The organism is Thermomonas flagellata, from assembly GCF_022419185.1.
GTDB classification, from domain to species: Bacteria; Pseudomonadota; Gammaproteobacteria; order Xanthomonadales; family Xanthomonadaceae; genus Thermomonas; species Thermomonas flagellata.
Genome location: NZ_JAJOZK010000002.1, coordinates 173,630 through 193,739 on the forward strand (window position 1 = coordinate 173,630; position 20,110 = coordinate 193,739).

At 73.5% G+C, this 20,110-nt stretch carries 16 protein-coding genes; 5 read left to right on the top strand and 11 right to left on the bottom strand.

Going from position 1 to position 20,110, the window contains the following annotated elements; genetic code table 11:
* Nucleotides 1-41 precede the first annotated feature (41 nt).
* Entirely contained in the window at nucleotides 42-260 is a 219-nt protein-coding gene (locus ML340_RS03000) for a YdcH family protein (RefSeq protein WP_425608259.1), read from the top strand.
* Here the strand turns inward: ML340_RS03000 and plsB are convergent.
* The 4 genes from plsB to ML340_RS03020 all read right to left on the bottom strand — a co-directional run bounded on the left by plsB (nucleotide 257) and on the right by ML340_RS03020 (nucleotide 7,079).
* Nucleotides 257-2,968 (bottom strand): glycerol-3-phosphate 1-O-acyltransferase PlsB, encoded by a 2,712-nt coding sequence (plsB, locus tag ML340_RS03005; RefSeq protein WP_425608260.1) that lies wholly within the window; start codon nucleotides 2,966-2,968, stop codon nucleotides 257-259. The two genes, ML340_RS03000 and plsB, sit on opposite strands and share 4 nt — an antisense overlap.
* Entirely contained in the window at nucleotides 2,968-3,891 is a 924-nt protein-coding gene (locus ML340_RS03010) for a hypothetical protein (protein ID WP_240096524.1), read from the bottom strand. Before ML340_RS03010 ends, plsB begins: the two co-directional genes overlap by 1 nt.
* 232 nt (nucleotides 3,892-4,123) lie before the next feature.
* A complete protein-coding gene (locus ML340_RS03015; RefSeq protein WP_240096526.1) occupies nucleotides 4,124-5,011 on the bottom strand; it encodes a 5'-nucleotidase, lipoprotein e(P4) family in 888 nt (295 codons plus the stop codon).
* Between the two features lie 58 nt (nucleotides 5,012-5,069).
* Nucleotides 5,070-7,079: a UvrD-helicase domain-containing protein gene (locus tag ML340_RS03020; protein ID WP_240096528.1), complete on the bottom strand. Its 2,010-nt coding sequence runs from the start codon at nucleotides 7,077-7,079 to the stop codon at nucleotides 5,070-5,072.
* A gap of 62 nt (nucleotides 7,080-7,141) precedes the next feature.
* On the opposite strand from ML340_RS03020, the gene ML340_RS03025 reads away from it, so the two are divergent.
* Nucleotides 7,142-7,762 carry a thymidine kinase gene (locus ML340_RS03025; protein WP_240096530.1) on the top strand — a complete coding sequence of 207 codons (621 nt, stop codon included), beginning with the start codon at nucleotides 7,142-7,144 and terminating at the stop codon, nucleotides 7,760-7,762.
* A 3-nt stretch (nucleotides 7,763-7,765) separates the two neighbouring features.
* Here ML340_RS03025 and ML340_RS03030 read toward each other — a convergent pair whose 3' ends face one another.
* The 3 genes from ML340_RS03030 to mutM all read right to left on the bottom strand — a co-directional run bounded on the left by ML340_RS03030 (nucleotide 7,766) and on the right by mutM (nucleotide 12,086).
* Nucleotides 7,766-10,570 (bottom strand): serine/threonine-protein kinase, encoded by a 2,805-nt coding sequence (locus ML340_RS03030; protein WP_240096532.1) that lies wholly within the window; start codon nucleotides 10,568-10,570, stop codon nucleotides 7,766-7,768.
* A gap of 29 nt (nucleotides 10,571-10,599) precedes the next feature.
* Nucleotides 10,600-11,178, bottom strand: a complete 579-nt coding sequence (locus ML340_RS03035; protein WP_240096533.1) for an ECF-type sigma factor — start codon at nucleotides 11,176-11,178, stop codon at nucleotides 10,600-10,602.
* A 95-nt stretch (nucleotides 11,179-11,273) separates the two neighbouring features.
* On the bottom strand, nucleotides 11,274-12,086 hold the full coding sequence (mutM, locus tag ML340_RS03040) for a bifunctional DNA-formamidopyrimidine glycosylase/DNA-(apurinic or apyrimidinic site) lyase (RefSeq protein ID WP_240096535.1): 813 nt from the start codon (nucleotides 12,084-12,086) through the stop codon (nucleotides 11,274-11,276).
* 193 nt (nucleotides 12,087-12,279) lie between these two features.
* Here mutM and ML340_RS03045 point away from each other — a divergent pair, with 193 nt between their 5' ends.
* Nucleotides 12,280-13,479 (top strand): DesA family fatty acid desaturase, encoded by a 1,200-nt coding sequence (locus ML340_RS03045; protein WP_240096537.1) that lies wholly within the window; start codon nucleotides 12,280-12,282, stop codon nucleotides 13,477-13,479.
* Nucleotides 13,463-13,807, top strand: a complete 345-nt coding sequence (locus tag ML340_RS03050) for an EF-hand domain-containing protein (protein ID WP_240096539.1) — start codon at nucleotides 13,463-13,465, stop codon at nucleotides 13,805-13,807. Before ML340_RS03045 ends, ML340_RS03050 begins: the two co-directional genes overlap by 17 nt.
* A gap of 19 nt (nucleotides 13,808-13,826) precedes the next feature.
* Here ML340_RS03050 and ML340_RS03055 read toward each other — a convergent pair whose 3' ends face one another.
* Nucleotides 13,827-15,941: a M13 family metallopeptidase gene (locus ML340_RS03055; protein ID WP_240096541.1), complete on the bottom strand. Its 2,115-nt coding sequence runs from the start codon at nucleotides 15,939-15,941 to the stop codon at nucleotides 13,827-13,829.
* 120 nt (nucleotides 15,942-16,061) lie between these two features.
* Between ML340_RS03055 and acs the strand changes: the two genes are divergently transcribed.
* Nucleotides 16,062-18,017, top strand: coding sequence for an acetate--CoA ligase (gene acs, locus ML340_RS03060; RefSeq protein ID WP_425608261.1), 1,956 nt, complete (start codon nucleotides 16,062-16,064; stop codon nucleotides 18,015-18,017).
* Between the two features lie 9 nt (nucleotides 18,018-18,026).
* Here acs and cls read toward each other — a convergent pair whose 3' ends face one another.
* The 3 genes from cls to rpmB all read right to left on the bottom strand — a co-directional run bounded on the left by cls (nucleotide 18,027) and on the right by rpmB (nucleotide 20,011).
* On the bottom strand, nucleotides 18,027-19,451 hold the full coding sequence (gene cls, locus ML340_RS03065; RefSeq protein ID WP_240096543.1) for a cardiolipin synthase: 1,425 nt from the start codon (nucleotides 19,449-19,451) through the stop codon (nucleotides 18,027-18,029).
* Nucleotides 19,452-19,595: 144 nt separating this feature from the next.
* Nucleotides 19,596-19,760, bottom strand: coding sequence for a 50S ribosomal protein L33 (rpmG, locus tag ML340_RS03070; protein WP_123770103.1), 165 nt, complete (start codon nucleotides 19,758-19,760; stop codon nucleotides 19,596-19,598).
* 14 nt (nucleotides 19,761-19,774) lie between these two features.
* On the bottom strand, nucleotides 19,775-20,011 hold the full coding sequence (gene rpmB, locus ML340_RS03075) for a 50S ribosomal protein L28 (RefSeq protein ID WP_072755037.1): 237 nt from the start codon (nucleotides 20,009-20,011) through the stop codon (nucleotides 19,775-19,777).
* Between the last annotated feature and the right edge of the window lie 99 nt (nucleotides 20,012-20,110).

Consider the following 20,110-nt stretch of genomic DNA (forward strand, 5'->3'; position numbering starts at 1 on the left):
TCTACCCGCCGCCCGCCGCCGGCCCGCGCTATCCTCCCGGCGTGGAGCGTCCCCTCGATCCCGCCGAACAGTCGCGCCTGACGCGGCGCCTCGTGGCGCTGCGCGAGGAGCACCGCGACCTGGACGCGGCGATCGCCCGCCTGCAGGCCGACCCGCGCGCCGACGAGCTGGCGATCCGCCGCCTGAAGAAGCGCAAGCTGCTGCTGAAGGACCAGATCGCCTGGATCGAGAACGCGCTGATCCCGGACGAGCCGGCCTAGCCGCGCGCGCCGTCGGCGGCCGCTGCGTCGCCCGCGCCGGCGTCGGCGGGGGCGGTGGTCTCCGGGCTGATCTTCTCGATGGTGTGGCGCAGTTCGCGGCCGAGCACGATGCGCGCGTCCTTGGCCCAGCCGTGCAGGCGCGCGTCGAACGCCAGCCGGCCCTCCTCGTCGGTCCACACCAGCTTGAGCTCGCGCAGCTTCTGGATGAAGCCGCGGAACAGCGCCTTGTCGAAGAACTCCGGGGCGACGTTGGCGTACAGCAGCGCCAGCCGCTGCGCCGCCAGCTGGCACAGCCGCTCCAGCTCGGCCGCGGTGAGGGTGCCGCTGCCGTTCTTCACCAGCACCGAGATAGCGATGTAGTAGCGCTCGAACGCCTGCTGCAGGGCGTGCCCGAGCGCGCGCAGGCGGAACACCTCGTCGCTCTGCCCGGAGCTGCGCTGGTAGATGCCGCCGTCGTCGTCGCCGACCCGCTGCAGCAGGCCCTCGCGCAGGTACACCGCCAGCACGCGGTCGATCCGCTCGGCGAAGCCGTCCTCGTCCCACGGCAGGAACAGCTCCGCCTGCAGGAACGGGTACAGGGTGCGCCCCAGCCGCTGCAGCACGGCATGGCTCATGCGCCGGTTGTTGAGGAAGCACACCGCGATCCAGGCCGAGGCGGTGAACAGGTGCAGCACGTTGTTGCGGAAGTAGGACAGCAGCACCGCCTGCTCGTCGTCCACCGCCAGCACGTCGCCCAGCGGGTGCGCGGTGCGCTGCAGGATGCCGATCTCCTCGCCATGGGCGACGATCTGCTCCGGGGTGTGCGGGGTCACGGTGACCCGGTCGGAGTAGGGCACCTCCGCCAGCAGGGTCTTGGCCAGCGCGATCTGCGCCAAGAGGTCGGCCTCGCCCATCGCGTGGCGCGGGGTCGAGAGCATCGCCAGCGCGAGCAGGTTGATCGGGTTGACGTCGGCGGCGCGGTTGATGTTGACCTGGATGCGCTGCGCCAGCGCGTCGATGGTATCCGCGAGCCAGGCCGGCTTGTCGTCCTCCGCCAGCGGGCGGCCGTCCCACGCGGTCGCATGCCGGGCGAGCACCTCGTGCAGGAGGGCGTCGAGCCGGATCGGCTCGCCGAAATTGACCACCACCTGGCCGTAGTTGCTGCGCAGCACGCGCGGGATGCCGGTCAGCAGCTGCCAGATGGATTCCTTCTCCTTCGGCTTGCCGGACAGCTCCTCGAGGTAGCTGCGCCCCTCCATCAGCTTCTCGTAGCCGATGTAGACCGGCTGGAACAGCACCGGGCGGGTCGGCTGGCGCAGGTAGGCGCGCACCGTCATCGCCAGCGAGCCGCCCTTGGGTGGCAGCAGGCGGCCGGTGCGCGAACGCCCGCCCTCGATGAAGTACTCGATCGAATAGCCGCCGGCCACCAGCTGTGCCATGTACTCGCGGAACACCGCCGAATACAGCGCGTTGCCCTTGAAGCTGCGGCGGGCGAAGAACGCGCCGCCCTTGCGCAGCAGGGTGCCGACCACCGGCAGGTTGAGGTTGATCCCGGCGAAGATGTGCGGCGGCACGATGCCATGGGTGTACAGCAGGTAGCTCAGCAGCAGGTAGTCCATGTGGCTGCGGTGGCTGGGCGTGTACACCACCTCGTGCCCCGGCGCCTGCTGCTTGAAGCGGTCCAGGTGGTGGACCAGCACCCCGCGGTAGATCCGGTTCCACACCGGGGTCAGCAGGAAGCTGGCCGAGCGCACCACCGGGTGCGAGTAGTCGGCTGCGATCTCGTAGGCGTAGGCATGCGCCTTCTGCCAGGCGGTGTCGTAGTCGGAGCGGTCGCGCCGCGCCTGGTCGGCGATCGCCTCGCGCACCGCCGGCGCGGCCAGCACCTTGTCCACCAGCATGCGGCGGGTGGACAGGTCGGGCCCGACCACCACCTCGCGCACGCGCCGGAAGTGGGTGCGCAGCACGCGCGAGAGCTTGCGCACGGTGCGCTCCGGCTCCAGGCCCTCGGCCACGATCGCGCGCAGCGACACCGGCGGCGCGAACTGGACCAGGGTGTCGCGGCCGTTGAGCAGGATCGCCATCAGCCGGCGGAAGCGCCCGACCAGGGTCCAGTTCTCCGAGAACAGCACGCTGAACCAGCCGCTGCTGCGGGTCGGCGACTGCCCGACGAAGATCGACACCGGCACCAGCGCGACGTCCAGCGTCGGGTCGTCGCGGTGCGCCTGCAGCAGGCGCGCCAGCGAGCCGGAGTGGGTGCGGTGCTCGGGCCCGGGCACCAGCCCCAGCGCGCGCAGGGCGTTGCCGTGCCGGCGCGAGAGCGCGACGTAGGCGCGCCGGCGCCCGAGCGGGTCGCCCGGGATCGGCTGCAGCGGCGGCGGCAGCCCGGCCTCGCGGCAGGCGCGGTCCAGGATCAGCGCGTTCGACAGGCCGTAGTCCTCGAGCACGTAGCAGACCCGGCGGCCGTCGTCGTAGGCGCGCGGGTTGTCCGGCTCGAGGGTGATCGCCAGCCACGGGTCGAGCAGGCGCCCGAGCAGGCGCGCCCACAACGGGCGCCGGCGCGGCGTGCGCGCCGCCGCCGGCGTGGCGGCCGCAGGCGGCGCGGCCAGGAACTCCGGCAGCGGCAGCGGCGCGGAGTCCGGTGCCTGCGGCGCGTCGGTGCCCGATGCGGGCGGGTCGAACAGGCCGGGCTGCAGCGGGGGGTCGGGTCGGGTCGGCATCCGCGTCATTATGGCGAAGCCACCCGCCCGCCGCCGGCGCCATCGAGGCTGGCGCGCGCGCGGCGCACATAGTCGGCTACGTACCATTCGCCGTCGAGGCGCACCATCGGCACCACCGCGTCGATCTCGTGTGTGCCGAGCCGATAGCGCAGGCGCACCCGCGCCTGGTCGCCGGTCTGCTCCAGCAGCTGCACGCGCAGGCCGCGCAGGCTGGCGTCCAGATCCAGCCCGTACTGCGTGCGCAGCTGGGCCATCAGCGTGGCCAGGAACGGCGACAGCCGCTGCAGGCTGGCCTGCATGCCCAGGTCGGCGAATGCGGCCTGGCCGCGCGCGGCGGGGATGCCGCTGCGGCGCGCGGCCGCGGCGAGCGCATCGAGGAAGCGGCGCGCGCGTCCCGGGTCCGCCAGCGGCGCGGCCAAGGCCCAGTCGCCCAGTGCGGCCAGCACCTGCAGGGTGTGCTCGCGTTCGTGCGGCGGGGTGTCGGCCTGGGCCTGCACGTATTCGCCGGCGAACACCACCAGGGTGCGCACCGCCTGGTCGATGTCGCGGTCGGCGCCGGCGAACTGGCGGCGGAAGCCGGCCAGCAGGTCGGTTTCCGCGCCCGGCGCCTGCAGCGTGGCCAGCAGCGCCGGTAGCTTGGCGTCCAGCGGCAGTTCGTCCAGCGGCCAGCGGCTGCGGCCCTCGCGCCAGGCGGCCGCCACCTGCGCGTGCAGGGCCGGCGGCAGCGCGGCGCGGGCGAAGCCCGGCGCGTCGTGCGCGAGCAGGCGGTCGCGCAGGCGCAGGACGGCATGGGTCGGGGTGTCCGCGCGCACATTGGCGCCGGCGCGGCCATCGTCCGCGGCCTGCGGCGAGCGCGCGCAGCCCGCCAGCAGCGCCAGCACGGCCAGCAGCAGGAGCAGCGCCGGGGGGCTCCGGCGGCGGGTCAGACGCATGCGGGCGCGGCGGCGGCGGGCATGCGCGCAGTGTCCGGGCCGCTGCCGGCGGCCGCAAGCGCGCGCGGTCACGGAATGGGGGGCGCGCGGTGATCTGCGGCGACAAAAAAGGAGGCCCGGGGCCTCCTTCAAGCCGGCGCGAGGCCGGCGGACAGCGGTTGTGGCGGGGGTCAGCCTAGCGCCGCCGCCTTGCTCAGGCAATACCTGAAGAAATCGCTTGCAAGTGGATGATTCAATTAGCAGTATCCAGCGCGTCGCGCTTGGCCTGCCGGCGCTGCTCGCGCGGCAGGCGCCAGGCGTTGTCGAACACCGCCGCCTCCCAGCCGCCGTAGCTGGGATTGGGCAGGGCGAACCAGCGCTCGCCGAACCAGTCGCGGTAGCGGCGCTCGATGGCGTCGCGCGCGGCCGGAGTGTTGTCCGGCACCTGCACGAAGTCCACCAGTTGGTCGCCGACCTGCACCAGGATCCGGTAGTGGCGGCTGGCCCAGCGCCGCCGGCAGGTCTTGTCGCTGCCCTGCGACTGGCAGCCCGGCACCTGCGTGCCCAGCCCCATGAAGGCGCCGTCGTCGTGCACCGGGAAGCCGAGCGCGCGCAGGTTGTCGAGGGTGGCGCGGTCGAGCGCGACCGCGCGGTTGGAGATGTACAGCACGGTGATCCCGCGCGCGGCCGCGGCCTGCGCGAAGGCGAGCGCGCCGGGCACCGCGCGCGCGCGGCGCTCCTCCGCCCACGCGCGCCAGCTGGCCTCGTCGTACTCGCCGCCGTTGCGCACCAGGCGCGCCTGGTAGGGCGAGTTGTCGAGCACGGTCTCGTCCACGTCCACGATCACCGCCGGCGGCAGCCCGGCGGCCGGACGATCGCGCTCGGCCGGCACCAGGGCGTCCCAGGACGGATCCGCCAGCGCGGCGGCGAGGCGGTCGCTGGCGGCGCGGTACACCGTCTCGGCCACCGCGCGGTATTCGGCCGACCGCTGCATCCACAGCACGGCGTTGAGGTTGTCGTCGGGCGCGACCACGGCCGTGGCCGGCGGAGGCGGCGGGGGCGGTGCGGCCGGCGGGGTAGAGCGGCAGGCGGACAGGCCGAGGGCCAGGGCGAGCAGGGCGACAGGCAGGGATGGGCGCATGCGGGCGAAGCCGGGCGGGGGAGTGCGGAGTCTACTCCCGCGGGCGGGCAGCGCAGTGTCAGTCCGCCAGCAGGGCCTGGATGTTGGCGAAGCTGGCGCGGCGGCGCTCGGCGCGCTGCGCGGCCTCGGCCTCGGGGTCGGCGCCGTCGCGCTGGAGGTCGGCGGCGGGCAGCTCGTCGAGGAAGCGGCTGGGCGACAGCCGCACCCGGTCGCCCCAGCGCTGCGCCTCCTTCGCATACGACAGCCACAGCCGCTGTTTGGCGCGGGTGATGCCGACGTAGAACAGCCGCCGTTCCTCCTCGATCCGGCCTTCCTCGAGGCTGGCCTCGTGCGGCAGGGTGCCGTCCTCCAGCCCGACGATGAACACGAAGCGGAACTCGAGGCCCTTGGAGGCGTGCAGCGACATCAGCCGCACCTGGTTGCCGGCCTCGCCCTTGTCGGCGTGCGACAGCAGCGCCAGCGCCGCGGCCAGCTCGCCGGGGCCGGAGGTCCTGGGTCCGTCGAACCAGTCGGCCAGCTCGTCGAGGTTGCGCCGGCGCGCCTGGAACTGGGCCTCGTCCTTGCAGGTGGCGCGCAGCGCGGCGAGCAGGCCGGAGCGCTCGTTGAGCTTGCGCACCAGCTCGGCCGGCGGCAGCGTGCGGGCGTCCGCGCGCAGGCCCTGCACGATCGCCGAAAACCCCTGCAGCGCGTTGGCCGCGCGTGCCGGCAGCTGCTGCGCCACCGCCAGCGACTCGGCCGCGCGCGCCAGCGGCAGGTGCTTCTGGTGGGCCAACTCGCCCAGTTTCGCCAGGGTGCCGGCGCCGACGCCGCGGTTGGGCGACTGCACCGCGCGCAGGAAGGCGGCATCGTCGTCGGGGTTGGCCAGCAGGCGCAGCCAGGCCAGCGCATCCTTCACTTCGCCGCGGTCGAGGAAGGCGGTGCCGCCGCTGAGGTGGTAGGGGATGCGCAGCAGCTGCAGCGCCTTCTCCAGCGCGCGGCTCTGGTGGTTGCCGCGGAACAGGACGCAGAACTCGCCCCACGGCAGGCTGCCGTCGGCGGCGGCCTGCTGCCTGGCGATGAACTGGATCTCGGCCGCCACCTTCTCGGCCTCGTGCGCGGCATCGCGGCATTCCCACACGCGGATGCGCTCGCCGTCGGCGGCCTCGCTCCACAGCGTCTTGGGATGTTCGTGCGGGTTGTGCGCGATCAGCGCGTTGGCGGCGCGCAGCACGCGCTTGGAGCAGCGGTAGTTCTGCTCCAGCTTGATGATCTTCAGCGCCGGATAGTCGCGGCCCAGCGCCAGCAGGTTGTCCGGGTTGGCGCCGCGCCAGGCGTAGATGCTCTGGTCGTCGTCGCCCACGCAGGTGAACTGCCCGGCCGCGCCGGCGATCGCCTTCAGCAGCCGGTACTGCGCGTCGTTGGTGTCCTGCGCCTCGTCCACCAGCAGGTAGCCGATGCGCTCGCGCCAGCCCATCCGTGCGTCTTCGTCGGTTTCCAGCAGCTGCACCGGTAGCCGGATCAGGTCGTCGAAATCCACCGCGTTGAACGCGGCCAGCCGCTGCTGATAGCGCGCGTACAGCGCCGCCGCCTCGCGCTCGCGGGGGCTGCGCGCGGCCTCCGCCGCCTGTTCCGGCGACAGCCCGGCGTTCTTGGCGCGGCTGATCAGCTGCTGCATCGCCGCCACCGCGTCGGGCTTGCTGCCGGGCGGCAGCAGGTCCTTGACCTGCGCGGCGGCATCGTCGGCGTCGAAGATCGAGAAGCCGCGGCGCAGGCCCAGCCTGGCGTGCTCGGTCTGCACGATCTTCAGCCCCAGCGCGTGGAAGGTACTGACGGTCAGCGCCTGCGCGGTGTCGCCCTGCAGGCGCTTGCCGACGCGCTCGCGCATCTCGCGCGCGGACTTGTTGGTGAAGGTGATCGCCGCGATCCGCCGCGCCGGGTAGCGCCCGCTCTGCACCAGGTGCGCGATCTTCTCCACGATCACCCGGGTCTTGCCGCTGCCGGCGCCGGCCAGCACCAGCAGCGGGCCCTCGACGTGCAGGACCGCGGCGCGCTGCGGCGGATTCAAGCCGTGGAGGGGATCGCGGGACATCGCGCGTATTGTCCCGGCCGGGCGCGGCGCCCGCCAGCCTTGTGCGCCGCTAGAATCCGTGCATGGCGAAGCTCTACTTCTACTACTCCGCGATGAACGCGGGGAAGACCACCACCCTGCTGCAGAGCGCGTACAACTACCGCGAGCGCGGCATGCGGGTGCTGATCCTCACCCCGCGGCTGGACACCCGCGCCGGCAGCGGCACGGTGGCCTCGCGGATCGGCCTGCAGGCCGAGGGCCGCGCGTTCGCCCGCGACGACGACCTGCAGCGCCTGGTGGAGGCCGACATCGCGGACAACGGCCCGCTGCACTGCGTGCTGGTGGACGAGGCGCAGTTCCTCACCCGGGCGCAGGTCTGGCAACTGTCCGAAGTGGTGGATGCGCTCGCCATCCCGGTGCTGTGCTATGGCCTGCGCACCGACTTCCGCGGCGAGCTGTTCGAGGGCAGCCAGTACCTGTTGGCCTGGGCCGACGAGCTGCAGGAGATCAAGACCATCTGCCACAGCGGCAGCAAGGCGACCATGACCGTGCGCGTGGACGAAGCCGGGCGCGCGCTGCAGGACGGGCCGCAGGTGGAGATCGGCGGCAACGAGCGCTATGTCTCGGTGTCGCGCAAGGAGTTCAAGAAGGTGATGCGCGGCGAAGGTGCGATCGCACCGCTGCAGGTGCCGCTGCCGCTGTAGCGCTCACGCCGCGCCGGTGCAGCCGGCGCGCACGCGCGCCACCGCGCGCACGATCGCGCCGCCTTCCGGCAGCGCCAGCTGCATCTGCCCGAGCAACAGATCCAGCTGCGCGCGCGCGGCCAACGGCTGGCGCGCGCAGCCGGTCTCGGCGGCATAGGCGGTGGCCAGCCAGGCGGCCTTGCGCTGCTCGAGGTCGTGGCCGTGGTAGCCGGCCAGCCGCTGCAGCGCGCGCAGCGCCTCCGCGTCGCCATGCCGTGCCTGCAGCCGCGCCAGCGCGATCTCGGCGCGGCGGGTGTGGGAATGCGCGGGACCGAAGCCGGCGCGGGTCAGGCGGACCGCGTCCTGCAGCCGCGTCAGCGCCGCCGCGTCCTGCCCGAGCGCGGCCAGGACCTCGCCTTCCAGGCGGTCGTTGTCGCCGACCAGTTCGTGCGTGGGCCCGAATGCCTGGCGGCGCAGGGCGCCGGCCTCGCGCAGCAACGCCAGCGCCTCCGCGTCGCGGCCGGCGTCATGCAGGATCAGGGCGAGGTTGAACAGGCCCGAGGCCAACAGCGGCGGCTTGGCGTGCCGGCGCCAGGTGGCCACCGCCTGCCGCTGCAGCTGCTCGGCCCGGCCCAGCTCGCCGCGCTCCCAGGCCACGATCGCCAGGCTGTTCTGCACCCGCGCCAGGTCCACGTGCTCCGCCGGCAGGCGCGCGCGCATCCAGGCATAGGCGTCCTGGAATTCGGCCTCGGCCTCGGCGAAGCGGCCAAGATCGACGTAGATCGCGGCGCGCTGGCGGCGGGCGTCGATCGTGGCGCGGTGGCCGTCGCCGAGCTGCGCCTGCGCCAGGGCGACCGCCTCGCTGCAGTCGCGCAGGGCGGCGGCGAGGTCATCGTTACTGCGGTCCAGGGTGCACAGGGTGCGCAGCAGGTCGATCGCGAGCGGATGGCGCATGCCGACCCGGGCGCGGAACTGTGCCAGCGCATCGCGCAGCAGGGCGATCGCCTCGCGCGGGCGGCCGCTGTCGGCGCGCAGCGCGGCCAGGTCGAGCAGGCTCTCGGCGACGCCGACGTCGTCGCCGTGGCTGCGGCGCAGCGCCAGCGCGCGCTGATAGAGGGTCTGCGCCAGCGCCGGCTGGCCGGCGTCGCGCTGGCAGCGCGCCAGCTGGGCGTAGAACGCCGAGACCTGCGCCGGCAGCTGCTGCTGCTCGCGTTCGGCCAGGGCGTACAGCGGCTGCATCTGCGCCAGGCAGGCGCGGCCGTCGTCCAGGCGCTGGCGCACCGCGCCGCGCAGGGTGGCCGCCTCCAGCCGCAGGCTGATGGGCGCGTCCGGCAGGCCGGCCAGCAGCGTGGCCTGCTGCGCCAGCAGGGCGTCGGCCTCGCGGAAGTCGCCGATCCCCAGGCGCAGCCGCGCGACCACGCCGTACAGCTCCGCGCGCGCCTGCGGCTGCCGCGCCAGGCTGGCATCCCCGCGTGCGATCCCCAGCGCCAGCAGCTGGCGCAGGTCGATCGGGGCGTCCATCGGGCCGGCGCCGGCGCTCTGGAACAGGTCGGCGACGAAGCGCTGCATGGCCTGCGCGCGCCCGGCCTCGCGCATCGCCTGGCGGGCCTGCCAGCCGGCCAGCGTCAGCGCCACCGCCATCACCGCCAGCACCAGGGTGGTGATCGCCAATGCCCAGCGGTGCCGGTGCAGGTACTTGCGCACGCGGTAGCGCACGCTCTCGCCGCGCGCCGCGACCGGGCGCCCGCGCAGGAAGTTGAGCAGGTCGTGCGAGAGCGCCTCGACCGAGCCGTAGCGCTGCTGCGGCTGCTTGGCCAGCGCGCGCAGCACGATGTTGTCGAGGTCGCCGGCGAGCACCCGCGCCAGCCGCGCCGGCAGGTAGGGCGCGGTCGCCGCCGGATCCGCGCGCGCCGCCGCGAGCGAGGGCCGCTGCGGCTCCTCGTCGAGGATCGCCTCCTCCCAGCCGGCGTCGGTCTGGCGCTTGAGCCGGTACGGCTTGCTGCCGGTCAGCAGCTCGTACAGCACCACCCCGAGCGCGTATACGTCGGTCATGGTGGTGACCGGTTCGCCGCGGATCTGCTCGGGCGCCGCGTAGTGCAGGGTGAACGCGCGCACCCCGGTGCGGGTCTGCTCGCGCTCGGGCGCTTCCACGTCCAAGAGCTTGGCGATGCCGAAGTCGAGCAGGCGTACCTGCCCGGCCGGAGTGACCAGGATGTTGGAGGGCTTCAGGTCGCGGTGCACGATCAGGTTGGCGTGCGCGTGGCTGACCGCGTCGCAGACCTGGCGGAACAGGTCCAGGCGCGCCGGCACGTCCAGCTGGCGCTGCCGGCAGTAGTCGGTGATCGGCTTGCCGTCGACGTACTCCAGCGCCAGGTAGGGCTGGCCGTCGGCGGCGATGCCGGCATCCAGCAGGCGCGCGATGAAGGGATGCGCGAAACGCGCCAGGATCTCGCGCTCGCGCACGAAGCGCTGGTGCAGGCGCGGATCGGCCAGGCCCGGGCGCAGCAGCTTGAGCGCGACCTTGCGCGCATACAGGCCGTCGGCGCGCCGCGCCAGCCAGACCTGGCCCATGCCGCCCTCGCCGAGCAGGCGCTCCAGCCGGTAGGGCCCGATCGGCGTCCCCGGCTGCGCGCCGAGCGGCGGCGGCGCCACCGGCTCGGCCAGGAAGTCGGGGTCGCCGGCCTCCAGTTCCAGCAGGCGCTGCAGGTCCTGCGCCAGCGCCGGGTCCTCGCGCCGCAGCGCGGCCAGGTGCTCGGCGCGCTGGTCCGGCTCCAGCTCGAGCAGGGCATCGAGCAGCGGGGAGAGGCGTTGCCAGCGTTCCGGATCCATCGCCGCCGCCCGGCCCGACCCGACCCGCGTCAGGCGCCGGACGCCTCCTGCAGCGAAGCGAGCAGGAACATCCGCGCCTTCTGCCAGTCGCGCCGGATGCTGCGCTCCGAGCGCTGTAGCAGGGCCGCGATCTCCAGCTCCGACAGCCCGGCGAAGTAGCGCAGCTCCACCACCTGCGCCAGGCGCGCGTCGACCGCCGCGAGCCGGGTCAGGGCGGCGTCCAGCCCGAGCATGTCCTCGTCCAGGCGCAGGCCGCCTTCCAGTTCCTCCGGCAGTTCGGTGACCCGATGCAGGTCGCCGCCGCGCTTCTGCGCCAGGCGCTGGCGGGCGTAGTCCACCACCACGCTGCGCATGGCCGAGGCGGCGTAGGCGAAGAAGTGCGAGCGGTCGTCGAAGCGGGCGCTGCCGCCGCCGCGCCCGATCAGCTTCAGGTAGGCCTCGTGCACCAGCGCGGTCGCGTCCAGGGTGTGGCCGTGCTGCCCGGCCAGCTGCCGGCGCGCCATCGCGTGCAGCTCCTGGTAGAGGGTGGCCAGCACCCGGTCCAGCGCGGCGCGGTCGCCGTGGTGGGCGGCATCCAGCAACAGGGTGATCTCGCCAGCCTCGGTCATCGCGGCGTGCGCTCGGGGGATGCCAGCACTATAGCGAATGGCGGCAGCGAGTGGAGCCGCGCCCGGCGCGCGCCGCGCTAGCTCGCGTCGGGCGCTCAGCGCTGGCAGTGCGCGCACCAGGCGGTGGTGCGCTGGCCGATGGCGGCCTGGCGCAGCGGACGGCCGCAGCGCGGGCAGGGGGCACCGCCGCGGCCGTAGGCGCGCAGCTCCTGCTCGAAGTAGCCGGGCGCGCCGTCGGGGCGGAGGAAGTCGCGCAGGGTGGTGCCGCCGCGCGCGATCGCGTGGCTCAGGATCGCCTTCACTTCCCGCGCCAGCGCGGCGTAGCGCTCGCGCGAGACCTTGCCGGCCGCGCGCAGGGGCGAGATCCCGGCCAGGAAAAGCGCCTCGGTGGCATAGATGTTGCCGACCCCGACCACCACCGCCTGGTCCATCAGGAAGGCCTTGACCGGGGCGCTGCGGCCGCGGCTGCGCGCGAACAGGTAGTCGCCGTCGAAGCCGTCCTCCAGCGGCTCCGGGCCGAGCCCGGCCAGCAGCGGGTGCACCGCGCCCGGCGCCTGCCACAGCAGGCAGCCGAACCGGCGCGGGTCGTTGAAGCGCAGCACCCGGCCGGAGTCGAGGGCGAGGTCCACGTGGTCGTGCGCGCGCACCGGGGTGTCGGCGGGCAGCACCCGCAGGCTGCCGGACATGCCCAGGTGCAGCAGCGCGCTGCCGGCGGCGGTGTCCAGCAGCAGGTATTTGGCGCGCCGGCGGATGGCTTCGATCCGCTGGCCCGGCAGCAGGGCGGCGATCTCGGGCGGGATCGGCCAGCGCAGGTCGGCGCGGCGCAGGCGCACGTGCTCGACGGTGCGCCCGGCCACGTGCGGCAGCAGCCCGCGGCGGGTGGTTTCGACTTCGGGCAGTTCGGGCATGGCGGCATTCTCGCAGCGATCGCGCGGCCTGCCGCGCCCGGACGCGCGGCCGGGGGCTGCCGGCTGGCGGGCGGTGGGCCCGGGCCCGGCGCGGCCGCCGTGAATCCGGCCTGACGGACGGCCCGGGCGCGGCCCGCGCGGCATGGCATCATGCGCGGGCGCATCCGCGCCGACGTTCCGCGAGTCCCCCCCGATGTTCCCCTCCCTGCCCGAATTCCTGGCCGGCGGCCTGCTCCAGGCCGGCCTGTGGCCGCTGGCCCTGTACCTGCTGGTGATGACCCAGATCACCATCTTCACGGTGACCCTGTACCTGCACCGCAGCCAGGCCCACCGCGGGGTGGATTTCCACCCGCTGCTGGCGCACTTCTTCCGCTTCTGGAGCTGGCTGACCACCTCGATGATCACCCGCGAATGGGTCGCCATCCACCGCAAGCACCACGCCAAGTGCGAGACCGAGGAAGATCCGCACAGCCCGATGCACAAGGGCATCGGCAAGGTGTTCTGGCACGGCGTGGAGCTCTACCGCGAGGCGCGCCGCGACCGCGCCAGCATCGAGCAGTACGGCAAGGGCTGCCCGGACGACTGGATCGAGCGCCACCTGTACGCGCCGTACGCCTCGCTCGGCCCGACCGTGCTGCTGCTGCTGAACTTCGTGCTGTTCGGTTTCGCCGGCGTCGCGGTGTGGGCGATCCAGATGCTGTGGATTCCGTTCTGGGCGGCCGGGGTGGTCAACGGCCTCGGCCACTGGTGGGGCTACCGCAACTTCGACACCGCCGACACCGCGACCAACCTGGTGCCGTGGGGCGTGTGGATCGGCGGCGAGGAGCTGCACAACAACCACCACGCCTTCCCGTCCTCGGCCAAGTTCGCGCTGCGGCGCTGGGAGTTCGACATCGGCTGGGCCGCGATCCGGCTGCTGTCCGCGCTGCGCCTGGCGCGGGTGCTGCGGGTGGCGCCCAGCCTGAACCTGCGCCCGAACATCCGGGTGCCGGATGCGGAGACCCTGCGCGCGCTGCTGGCGCACCGGGTGCAGGCGCTGACCGACTACCACCGCCAGGTGCTGCGGCCGGCGCTGAAGGACGAGGCTGCGGCCGCCGGCGCGCGCCTGCGCGCCCTGCTGCCGCGCCAGCTGCGCAAGGGCCTGGCCGATGACGGCCGCTGGCTCAGCGCGGACGCCCGCGCCCAGCTGCACGCCTGGGTCGAGGCGCGCCCGCGCATCCGCTGCCTGCTGGAGCGGCGGCGCCAGCTGGCCGAGCTGCTCGAGCAGCGCGGCCACGATGCTGCCGAGCGCCTGCGCCGGCTGCAGGCCTGGTGCGAGGCGGCCGAGGCCAGCGGCGTGCGCGCCCTGCAGGAGTACGCGGCGCGCCTGCGCGGCTATGCGCTGGCGGCCTGAGGCCGCGCTCGCGGCGGCCGGCCTGTGGCTGGCCGCCGCCGTGGCCGCGGCGCAGGTGCAGCGCCCGGCCGACTACCTGGCGCGGATGGACGCCGATGGCGACGGCCGGGTCTCGCTGGACGAATACCAGGCCTGGATGGGCTACGGCTTCGCGCAGATGGACCGCGACCACGACGGCGTGCTGCGTGCCGACGAACTGCCCGGCGGCCGCGGTCGCCCGCTGACCCGGCAGGCGCACCGCGCCCAGCTCGCGGAGCGCTTCCGCCGCCAGGACGCCAACCGCGACGGGTTCCTCGACGCCCGCGAGCTGGCCGCGCCGCCGCGCTGAGCGCGGCGGCCGGCGGCCCTCACCAGATCCGCACCCGCTCCGCCGGCGCCAGGTACAGCGCCTGCCCGGGCTGCACGTCGAACGCGGCGTACCAGGCATCCAGATTGCGCACGGTCAGCGCGCGCCACGGCCCGGGGGCGTGCTCGTTGCCCACCACCTGCGCGCGCAGCGCGGCCTCGCGCATCTTCTCGCGCCAGCTCTGCGCGAACGCGATGAAGAAGCGCTGCTCGCCGCTGAAGCCGTCCAGCACCGGCGCCGGCTTGCCGCCGAGCGCGCTGCGGTAGGCGCGCAGCGCGGCCTGCAGCCCGGACACGTCGGCGATGTTCTCGCCCAGGGTCTGGCGGCCGTTGATGTGCAGCCCCGGCAGCGGCTGGTAGGCGTCGTACTGCTGCACCAGCCTGTCGGTCGCGGCCTTGAAGTGGGCCGCGTCCTGCGCCGTCCACCAGTTGTGCAGGCGGCCGTCGGCGTCGAATTCGGCGCCGAGGTTGTCGAAGCCGTGGCTGATCTCGTGCCCGATCACCGCGCCGATGGAGCCGTAGTTGGCGGCATCGTCGGCCTTGGGATCGAAGAACGGCGGCTGCAGGATCGCGGCCGGGAAGTTCATCGCGTTCTGCAGCGGCAGGTTGACCGCGTTGACCGTCTGCGGGGTCATCCACCACTCGCCGCGGTCGGGCGCCTGGTCGAGCTTGGCCAGCTGGTGGCGGTACTCGGCCGCGGCCGCGCGCTGGGCGTTGCCGAGCGCGTCGTCCGCCTTCACCTCCAGGCCTGAGTAGTCGCGCCAGTGGTCGGGATAGCCGACCATCACCCGCATCGCCGCCGCCTTGCGCTTGGCCTCGGCCTTGGTCTGCGGGCTCATCCAGTCGAGCTGGTCGATGCCGTCGCGGAAGGCGGCGAGGATGTTGGCCACCATCGCCTCCACCCGCGCCTTGCTCGCCGGCGGGAAATAGCGCTCCACGTAGAGCCGGCCGAGGGCGTCGCCGAGGGCGTCGTTGGTGGCGGCCAGCGCGCGCTTCCAGCGCGGGCGCTGCGCCTTGATGCCCTGCAGCTGGGTGCCGTAGAAGCCGAAGCGCAGGTCGGCGTAGGCCTTGGGCAGCAGGGCGGCGTTCTCGTTCAGGGCCTGGAAGCGCAGGTAGTCCTGCCAGACCGGCAGCGGCACCCGTGCGACCAGCGCCGACAGCTTGCGGATCGCCTCCGGCTGCCAGGCGATCAGCACCGGACGGTTCTCGAGCCCGGCGGCGGCGAGGAAGGCAGGCCAGTCGAGGCCCGGCGCGCGCTGGCCGAGCTCGGCGGTCGGCCACGGGTTGTTGGCCTTGTGGATGTCCTGGGTCTCGACCACGCTGGCCTGGGCCTGGGCGATCTGCCGCTCGAGGTCGAAGATCGCGCGCGCCTTGGCCTCGGCATCGGGGGTGCCGGCCTGCCGGAGCAGGGCGACGATGTAGGCCTGGTAGGCCTGCCGGTTCTTGGCCATCGCCGGATCCGGCGACAGGTAGTACTCGCGGTCGGGCATGCCCAGCCCGCCCTGCAGCAGGTAGGGGTAGTTGTGCGCCGGATCGGCCAGGCCCTGCGCCACGAACAGGCCGAACAGGTGCGGGGTATAGAAATTGGTGGCATTGATCGGATCCACGTCGGCGCGCAGGGTGCTGCCGAGGTAGGCCGACAGCGCGCGGCGGTCGCCGATCCGCGCGATCGCGTCCAGGGTCGGCTGCAGCGGCGCGAGCCCGCGGCGCTCGATCGTGGCCTCGTCCATGTAGGCGGCGTAGTAGTCGGCCAGCTTGCGCGCGTCCGTGCCCGGCGCCGGATGGGCCTTGGCCAGGCCCTGCACGATTTCGGCCTGGCGCTGCTCGGCCTTCTCGAACACGGTGTAGAACACGCCGGTGCTGGCGCGGTCGGCCGGGATCTGCGCGGTCTTCTCCCAGCCGCCGTTGGCGTAGGCATAGAAGTCGTCGCCGGGCCGCACGGCCTTGTCCAGCGCGGCCAGGTCGATGCCGATCGTGGGCGCGGCGGGGGCCGGCGCGGCCGCCGGGGTCGCCGGCGCGGGTGCGGCGGCGCGCTGGCAGCCGGCCAGCAGGGCCAGCGGCAGCGCGGCGGCGAGGGCGAGGACGAGCGGGTGGCGGTGCAAAGGGGAACGGCGCATGGGGGACTCGCGGCAAGGAAAGGGCAAAGCCTGCGCCCGCGCGGGCGCGGCGGCGTGTGCGGGAAGTTTGCGTGCTGCCGGGGTTAAGCTGGCGCGAGTGTTCCCGTGCCTGCCGCCGCCATGTCCGATCCTGCCGCCATGACCGTGCCCACTCCCGCCGCGTTCGCCGCGCGCGCCAACTGCGACGCCGCCGCGCTCGCCGAGGCCCGCCGCCGGGCCGCGCAGGACCCGGACGCGTTCTGGGCCGAAGTGGCGCGGCGGCTGGACTGGTACCGCTTCCCCACCGCGATCTCCGACGTCAGCTTCGACCCCGCGGATTTCCGCATCCGTTGGTACGCCGATGGCGAGCTGAACGCCAGCGTGAACTGCCTGGACCGGCATCTGGACCAGCACGGCGACAAGCCTGCGCTGATCTGCGAGCCGGACGATCCCGCGGCGCCGGTGCGTACGCTCACCTACCGCGAGCTGCATGCGCGCGTGTGCCGGCTGGCGAACGCGCTGCGCAACCTCGGCGTGGCCAAGGGCGACCGGGTCACGATCTACCTGCCGATGATCCCGGAAGCGGTGGTGGCGATGCTGGCCTGCGCGCGGATCGGCGCGGTGCACATGGTGGTGTTCGGCGGCTTCGCCCCGCAGTCGATCGCCGACCGCATCGCCGACTGCGGCAGCAAGCTCATCATCACCGCCGACGAAGGCCTGCGCGGCGGCAAGCGGATCCCGCTGAAGGCGAACGTGGACGCCGCCCTGAAGCTGCCCGGCACGCATTCCGTGGAGACCGTGCTGGTGGTGCGCCATACCGGCGCCGCGGTGGCCATGCAGATGCCGCGCGACCGCTGGTTCGATGCGGTGGTGGACGGCCAGCCCGACGCCTGCGAGCCGGCGCGCATGAATGCCGAGGATCCGCTGTTCATCCTCTACACCTCCGGCAGCACCGGCAAGCCGAAGGGCGTGCTGCACACCACCGGCGGCTACCTCGCCTGGGCCAGCCACACCCACGCGCTGGTGTTCGACCTCAAGCCGGACGACGTGTACTGGTGCACCGCCGACGTCGGCTGGGTCACCGGCCACAGCTACATCGTGTACGGGCCGCTGGCCAACGCCTGCACCCAGGTGCTGTTCGAGGGCGTGCCCAACCATCCGGATGCCTCGCGCTTCTGGCAGGTGGTGGACCGCCACCGCGTCAGCGTGTTCTACACCGCGCCGACCGCGATCCGCGCGCTGATGCGCGAGGGTGAGGCGCCGGTCAAGCGCACCTCGCGCGCTTCGCTGCGGCTGCTCGGCAGCGTGGGCGAGCCGATCAACCCCGAGGCCTGGCGCTGGTATTTCGAGGTAGTGGGCGAGGGCCGCTGCCCGATCGTGGACACCTGGTGGCAGACCGAGACCGGCGGCATCCTCATTTCGCCCGTGCCCGGCGCCAGCCCGCTCAAGCCCGGTTCGGCCACCCAGCCGCTGCCCGGCATCCGCGCCGCGCTGGTGGATGCCGGCGGTACCCTGCTGGAGGGGGCCGGCGAGGGCAACCTGGTCCTGCTCGGGTCCTGGCCGGGACAGATGCGCACGGTGTACGGCGACCACCAGCGCTTCATCGACACCTACTTCAAGACCTATCCGGGCACCTATTTCACCGGCGACGGCTGCCGCCGCGACGCCGACGGCGACTACTGGATCACCGGGCGGGTGGACGACGTGATCAACGTCTCCGGCCACCGCATCGGCACCGCCGAGGTGGAGAGCGCGCTGGTGGCGCATCCGCAGGTGGCGGAGGCCGCGGTCGTCGGCTTCCCGCACGACCTCAAGGGCCAGGGGATCTACGCCTTCATCACCCTCATCGCCGGGGCGCACGAGAGCGATGCCCTGCGCGCCGAATTGGTGGCGCAGGTGCGCCGGGTGATCGGCCCGATCGCCACCCCCGACGTGATCCAGTTCGCCCCGGCCCTGCCCAAGACCCGCAGCGGCAAGATCATGCGCCGCATCCTGCGCAAGATCGCCGAGAACGCCCCCGGGCAGCTGGGCGACACCAGCACCCTGGCCGACCCGTCGGTGGTGGAGGCGCTGCTGCGCGGGCGCATCGCGCCCTGACGGGCGCGCTCACAGGAAGGAATCGGCCAGCCGCGCCAGCCCGGCCAGGCTGCGCCGCCAGCGCGGGCGCCGCTGCCACGCCTGCGGCTGCAGCAGGCGCGCGTGCGCCAGGCAGTCGGCCTCGATCCGGCGCAGCTGCGCCACCACCGCCGGGTCGTAGCACAGCAGCCCGAGCTCGGCGTTGAGCGCGAACGAGCGGATGTCGAGGTTGATCGAGCCGACCAGCGCGATCTCATCGTCCACGCGCAGGAACTTGGCGTGCAGGAAATGCGGCCGGTGCAGCGCGACCTTGACCCCGGCCGCGAGCAGGCCGTCGAGGTAGGAGTCCTGCGCCCACGCGGTCAGGCGCTGGTTGTTGCGCTCGGACAGGATCAGGCGCACGTCGATGCCGGACAGCGCGGCGATCTCCAGCGCGTCCTGGGTCGCGTCGTCGGGCACGAAATACGGCGTGGCCAGCACCAGTTCGCGGCGCGCGCGGTGGATCAGCGAGACCACCGCGTTGCGGGCGTTGGCGAACGGGTAGGTCGGCCCGCTCGGCAGCAGCTGCGCCGGGCTGGCCCCGGCCGGCGCCGGCGGGTGCGCCGGCAGCGCCAGCACCTGCCCGGTCTCGAGGTACCAGTCGCTGGCGAACAGCGCCGCCAGCTGCGCCACCACCGGCCCCTGCACGCGCGCGACCACCTCGCGGTTGGGCACGCCCGGGATGAACTCCGGTTCGGCGAGGTTCTGCGAGCCGGTCCAGCCGATGCGGCCGTCGATCACCGCCAGCTTGCGGTGGTTGCGCAGGTCCATGCGCGCGCTGCGCCGCCAGGCCAGCCCGCCGGCCAGCATCGCGTGCACCTCGACCCCGGCCGCGCGCAGCGCGGGCGCGAACGCGCGCAGCCCGCGCTTGGCGCCCACCGCATCCAGCAGCAGCCGGCAATGCACCCCGCGCGCCGCGGCCGCGACCAGGGCGTCCGTGACCGCGCGCCCGACGGCGTCGTCGTACATCAGGTAGTACAGCAGGTGTACGTGCTCGCGTGCGCCGGCGATGTCCTGCAGCAGCCCCCGCAGGCTGCGCGCGTAGTCGTCGTCGAGGTGCACCGCGTTGCCGGTCATCGGCATGAACGCGCCGGTGTGCTCGACCAGGCGCGCGACGTCGTCGGCGATGCTGTCCGGGTGCGGGGTCCAGCGCAGGTGCCCGAGCGGCTGCTGGCGCTCGGCGATCACCCGCGAGGCGTTGGCCTGGCGCTCGCGGCGCAGGCGCGAGACCCACGGCTGCCCGAACGCGAGGTACAGCGGCAGCCCCAGCAGCGGCACGAAGCCGATCAGCAGCAACCAGCTGCGTGCCGCCGCGGGCGCGCTGCGCACCGGGATCCACAGCAGCGCCCCGATCCGGATTGCCCAGTCGAGGGCGAAGATCCACGCGGCGGCGGGGTGCAGGTGCGGCCAGTCCATGCGGCGATTGCAGCACGTCCGCGCCGCGCGCGGAACCGCATCGGGGGTATGCGTGGGGTTCGACGCGGCTTCGTCGGACGCATGAAACGCGCGAGGCCCGCCGGGGGGCGGGCCTCGCATGGGGCCGGAGCGGGCCGGGAAGGCTTACTTGATCTTGCCTTCCTTGTAGATCACGTGCTTGCGCACCACCGGGTCGAACTTCTTGATTTCCATCTTGTTCGGAGTGTTCTTCTTGTTCTTGTCGGTGGTGTAGAAGTGGCCGGTGCCGGCCGAGGAGATCAGGCGGATCTTGTCGCGCTTGGACGCCATGGTTCGATCCTCCCTTAGACCTTCAGGCCCTGCTTGCGCAGGTCGGCGAGCACGGCGTCGATGCCGTTCTTGTCGATGGTGCGCAGCGCGGCGGTGGAAACGCGGAGCTTGACCCAACGGTTCTCGGAGGCGACCCAGAAGCGGCGCTCGTGGAGGTTGGGCTGGAAGCGACGACGCGTCTTGCGGTTGGAGTGCGAGACGTTGTTGCCGGTCGTCGTGCGCTTGCCGGTGACTTGGCAGACTTTGGACATCGGGCACCTCGGAGATGGCGTTGGGGTCCCCCATGGCCCGGGGGACGGCGGCCCCGGCACGCGGCCGGGAGGTGCTGCCATAGGCAGCGAGCCGCGCAT

Coding starts and splice junctions, on each gene's coding strand:
- plsB (WP_425608260.1), bottom strand. CDS start 2,968: ATGACGCGGATGCCGACCCGACCCGACCCCCCGCTGCAGCCCGGCCTG.
- ML340_RS03010 (WP_240096524.1), bottom strand. CDS start 3,891: ATGCGTCTGACCCGCCGCCGGAGCCCCCCGGCGCTGCTCCTGCTGCTG.
- ML340_RS03015 (WP_240096526.1), bottom strand. CDS start 5,011: ATGCGCCCATCCCTGCCTGTCGCCCTGCTCGCCCTGGCCCTCGGCCTG.
- ML340_RS03020 (WP_240096528.1), bottom strand. CDS start 7,079: ATGTCCCGCGATCCCCTCCACGGCTTGAATCCGCCGCAGCGCGCCGCG.
- ML340_RS03025 (WP_240096530.1), top strand. CDS start 7,142: ATGGCGAAGCTCTACTTCTACTACTCCGCGATGAACGCGGGGAAGACC.
- ML340_RS03030 (WP_240096532.1), bottom strand. CDS start 10,570: ATGGATCCGGAACGCTGGCAACGCCTCTCCCCGCTGCTCGATGCCCTG.
- ML340_RS03035 (WP_240096533.1), bottom strand. CDS start 11,178: ATGACCGAGGCTGGCGAGATCACCCTGTTGCTGGATGCCGCCCACCAC.
- mutM (WP_240096535.1), bottom strand. CDS start 12,086: ATGCCCGAACTGCCCGAAGTCGAAACCACCCGCCGCGGGCTGCTGCCG.
- ML340_RS03045 (WP_240096537.1), top strand. CDS start 12,280: ATGTTCCCCTCCCTGCCCGAATTCCTGGCCGGCGGCCTGCTCCAGGCC.
- ML340_RS03050 (WP_240096539.1), top strand. CDS start 13,463: ATGCGCTGGCGGCCTGAGGCCGCGCTCGCGGCGGCCGGCCTGTGGCTG.
- ML340_RS03055 (WP_240096541.1), bottom strand. CDS start 15,941: ATGCGCCGTTCCCCTTTGCACCGCCACCCGCTCGTCCTCGCCCTCGCC.
- acs (WP_425608261.1), top strand. CDS start 16,062: ATGTCCGATCCTGCCGCCATGACCGTGCCCACTCCCGCCGCGTTCGCC.
- cls (WP_240096543.1), bottom strand. CDS start 19,451: ATGGACTGGCCGCACCTGCACCCCGCCGCCGCGTGGATCTTCGCCCTC.
- rpmG (WP_123770103.1), bottom strand. CDS start 19,760: ATGGCGTCCAAGCGCGACAAGATCCGCCTGATCTCCTCGGCCGGCACC.
- rpmB (WP_072755037.1), bottom strand. CDS start 20,011: ATGTCCAAAGTCTGCCAAGTCACCGGCAAGCGCACGACGACCGGCAAC.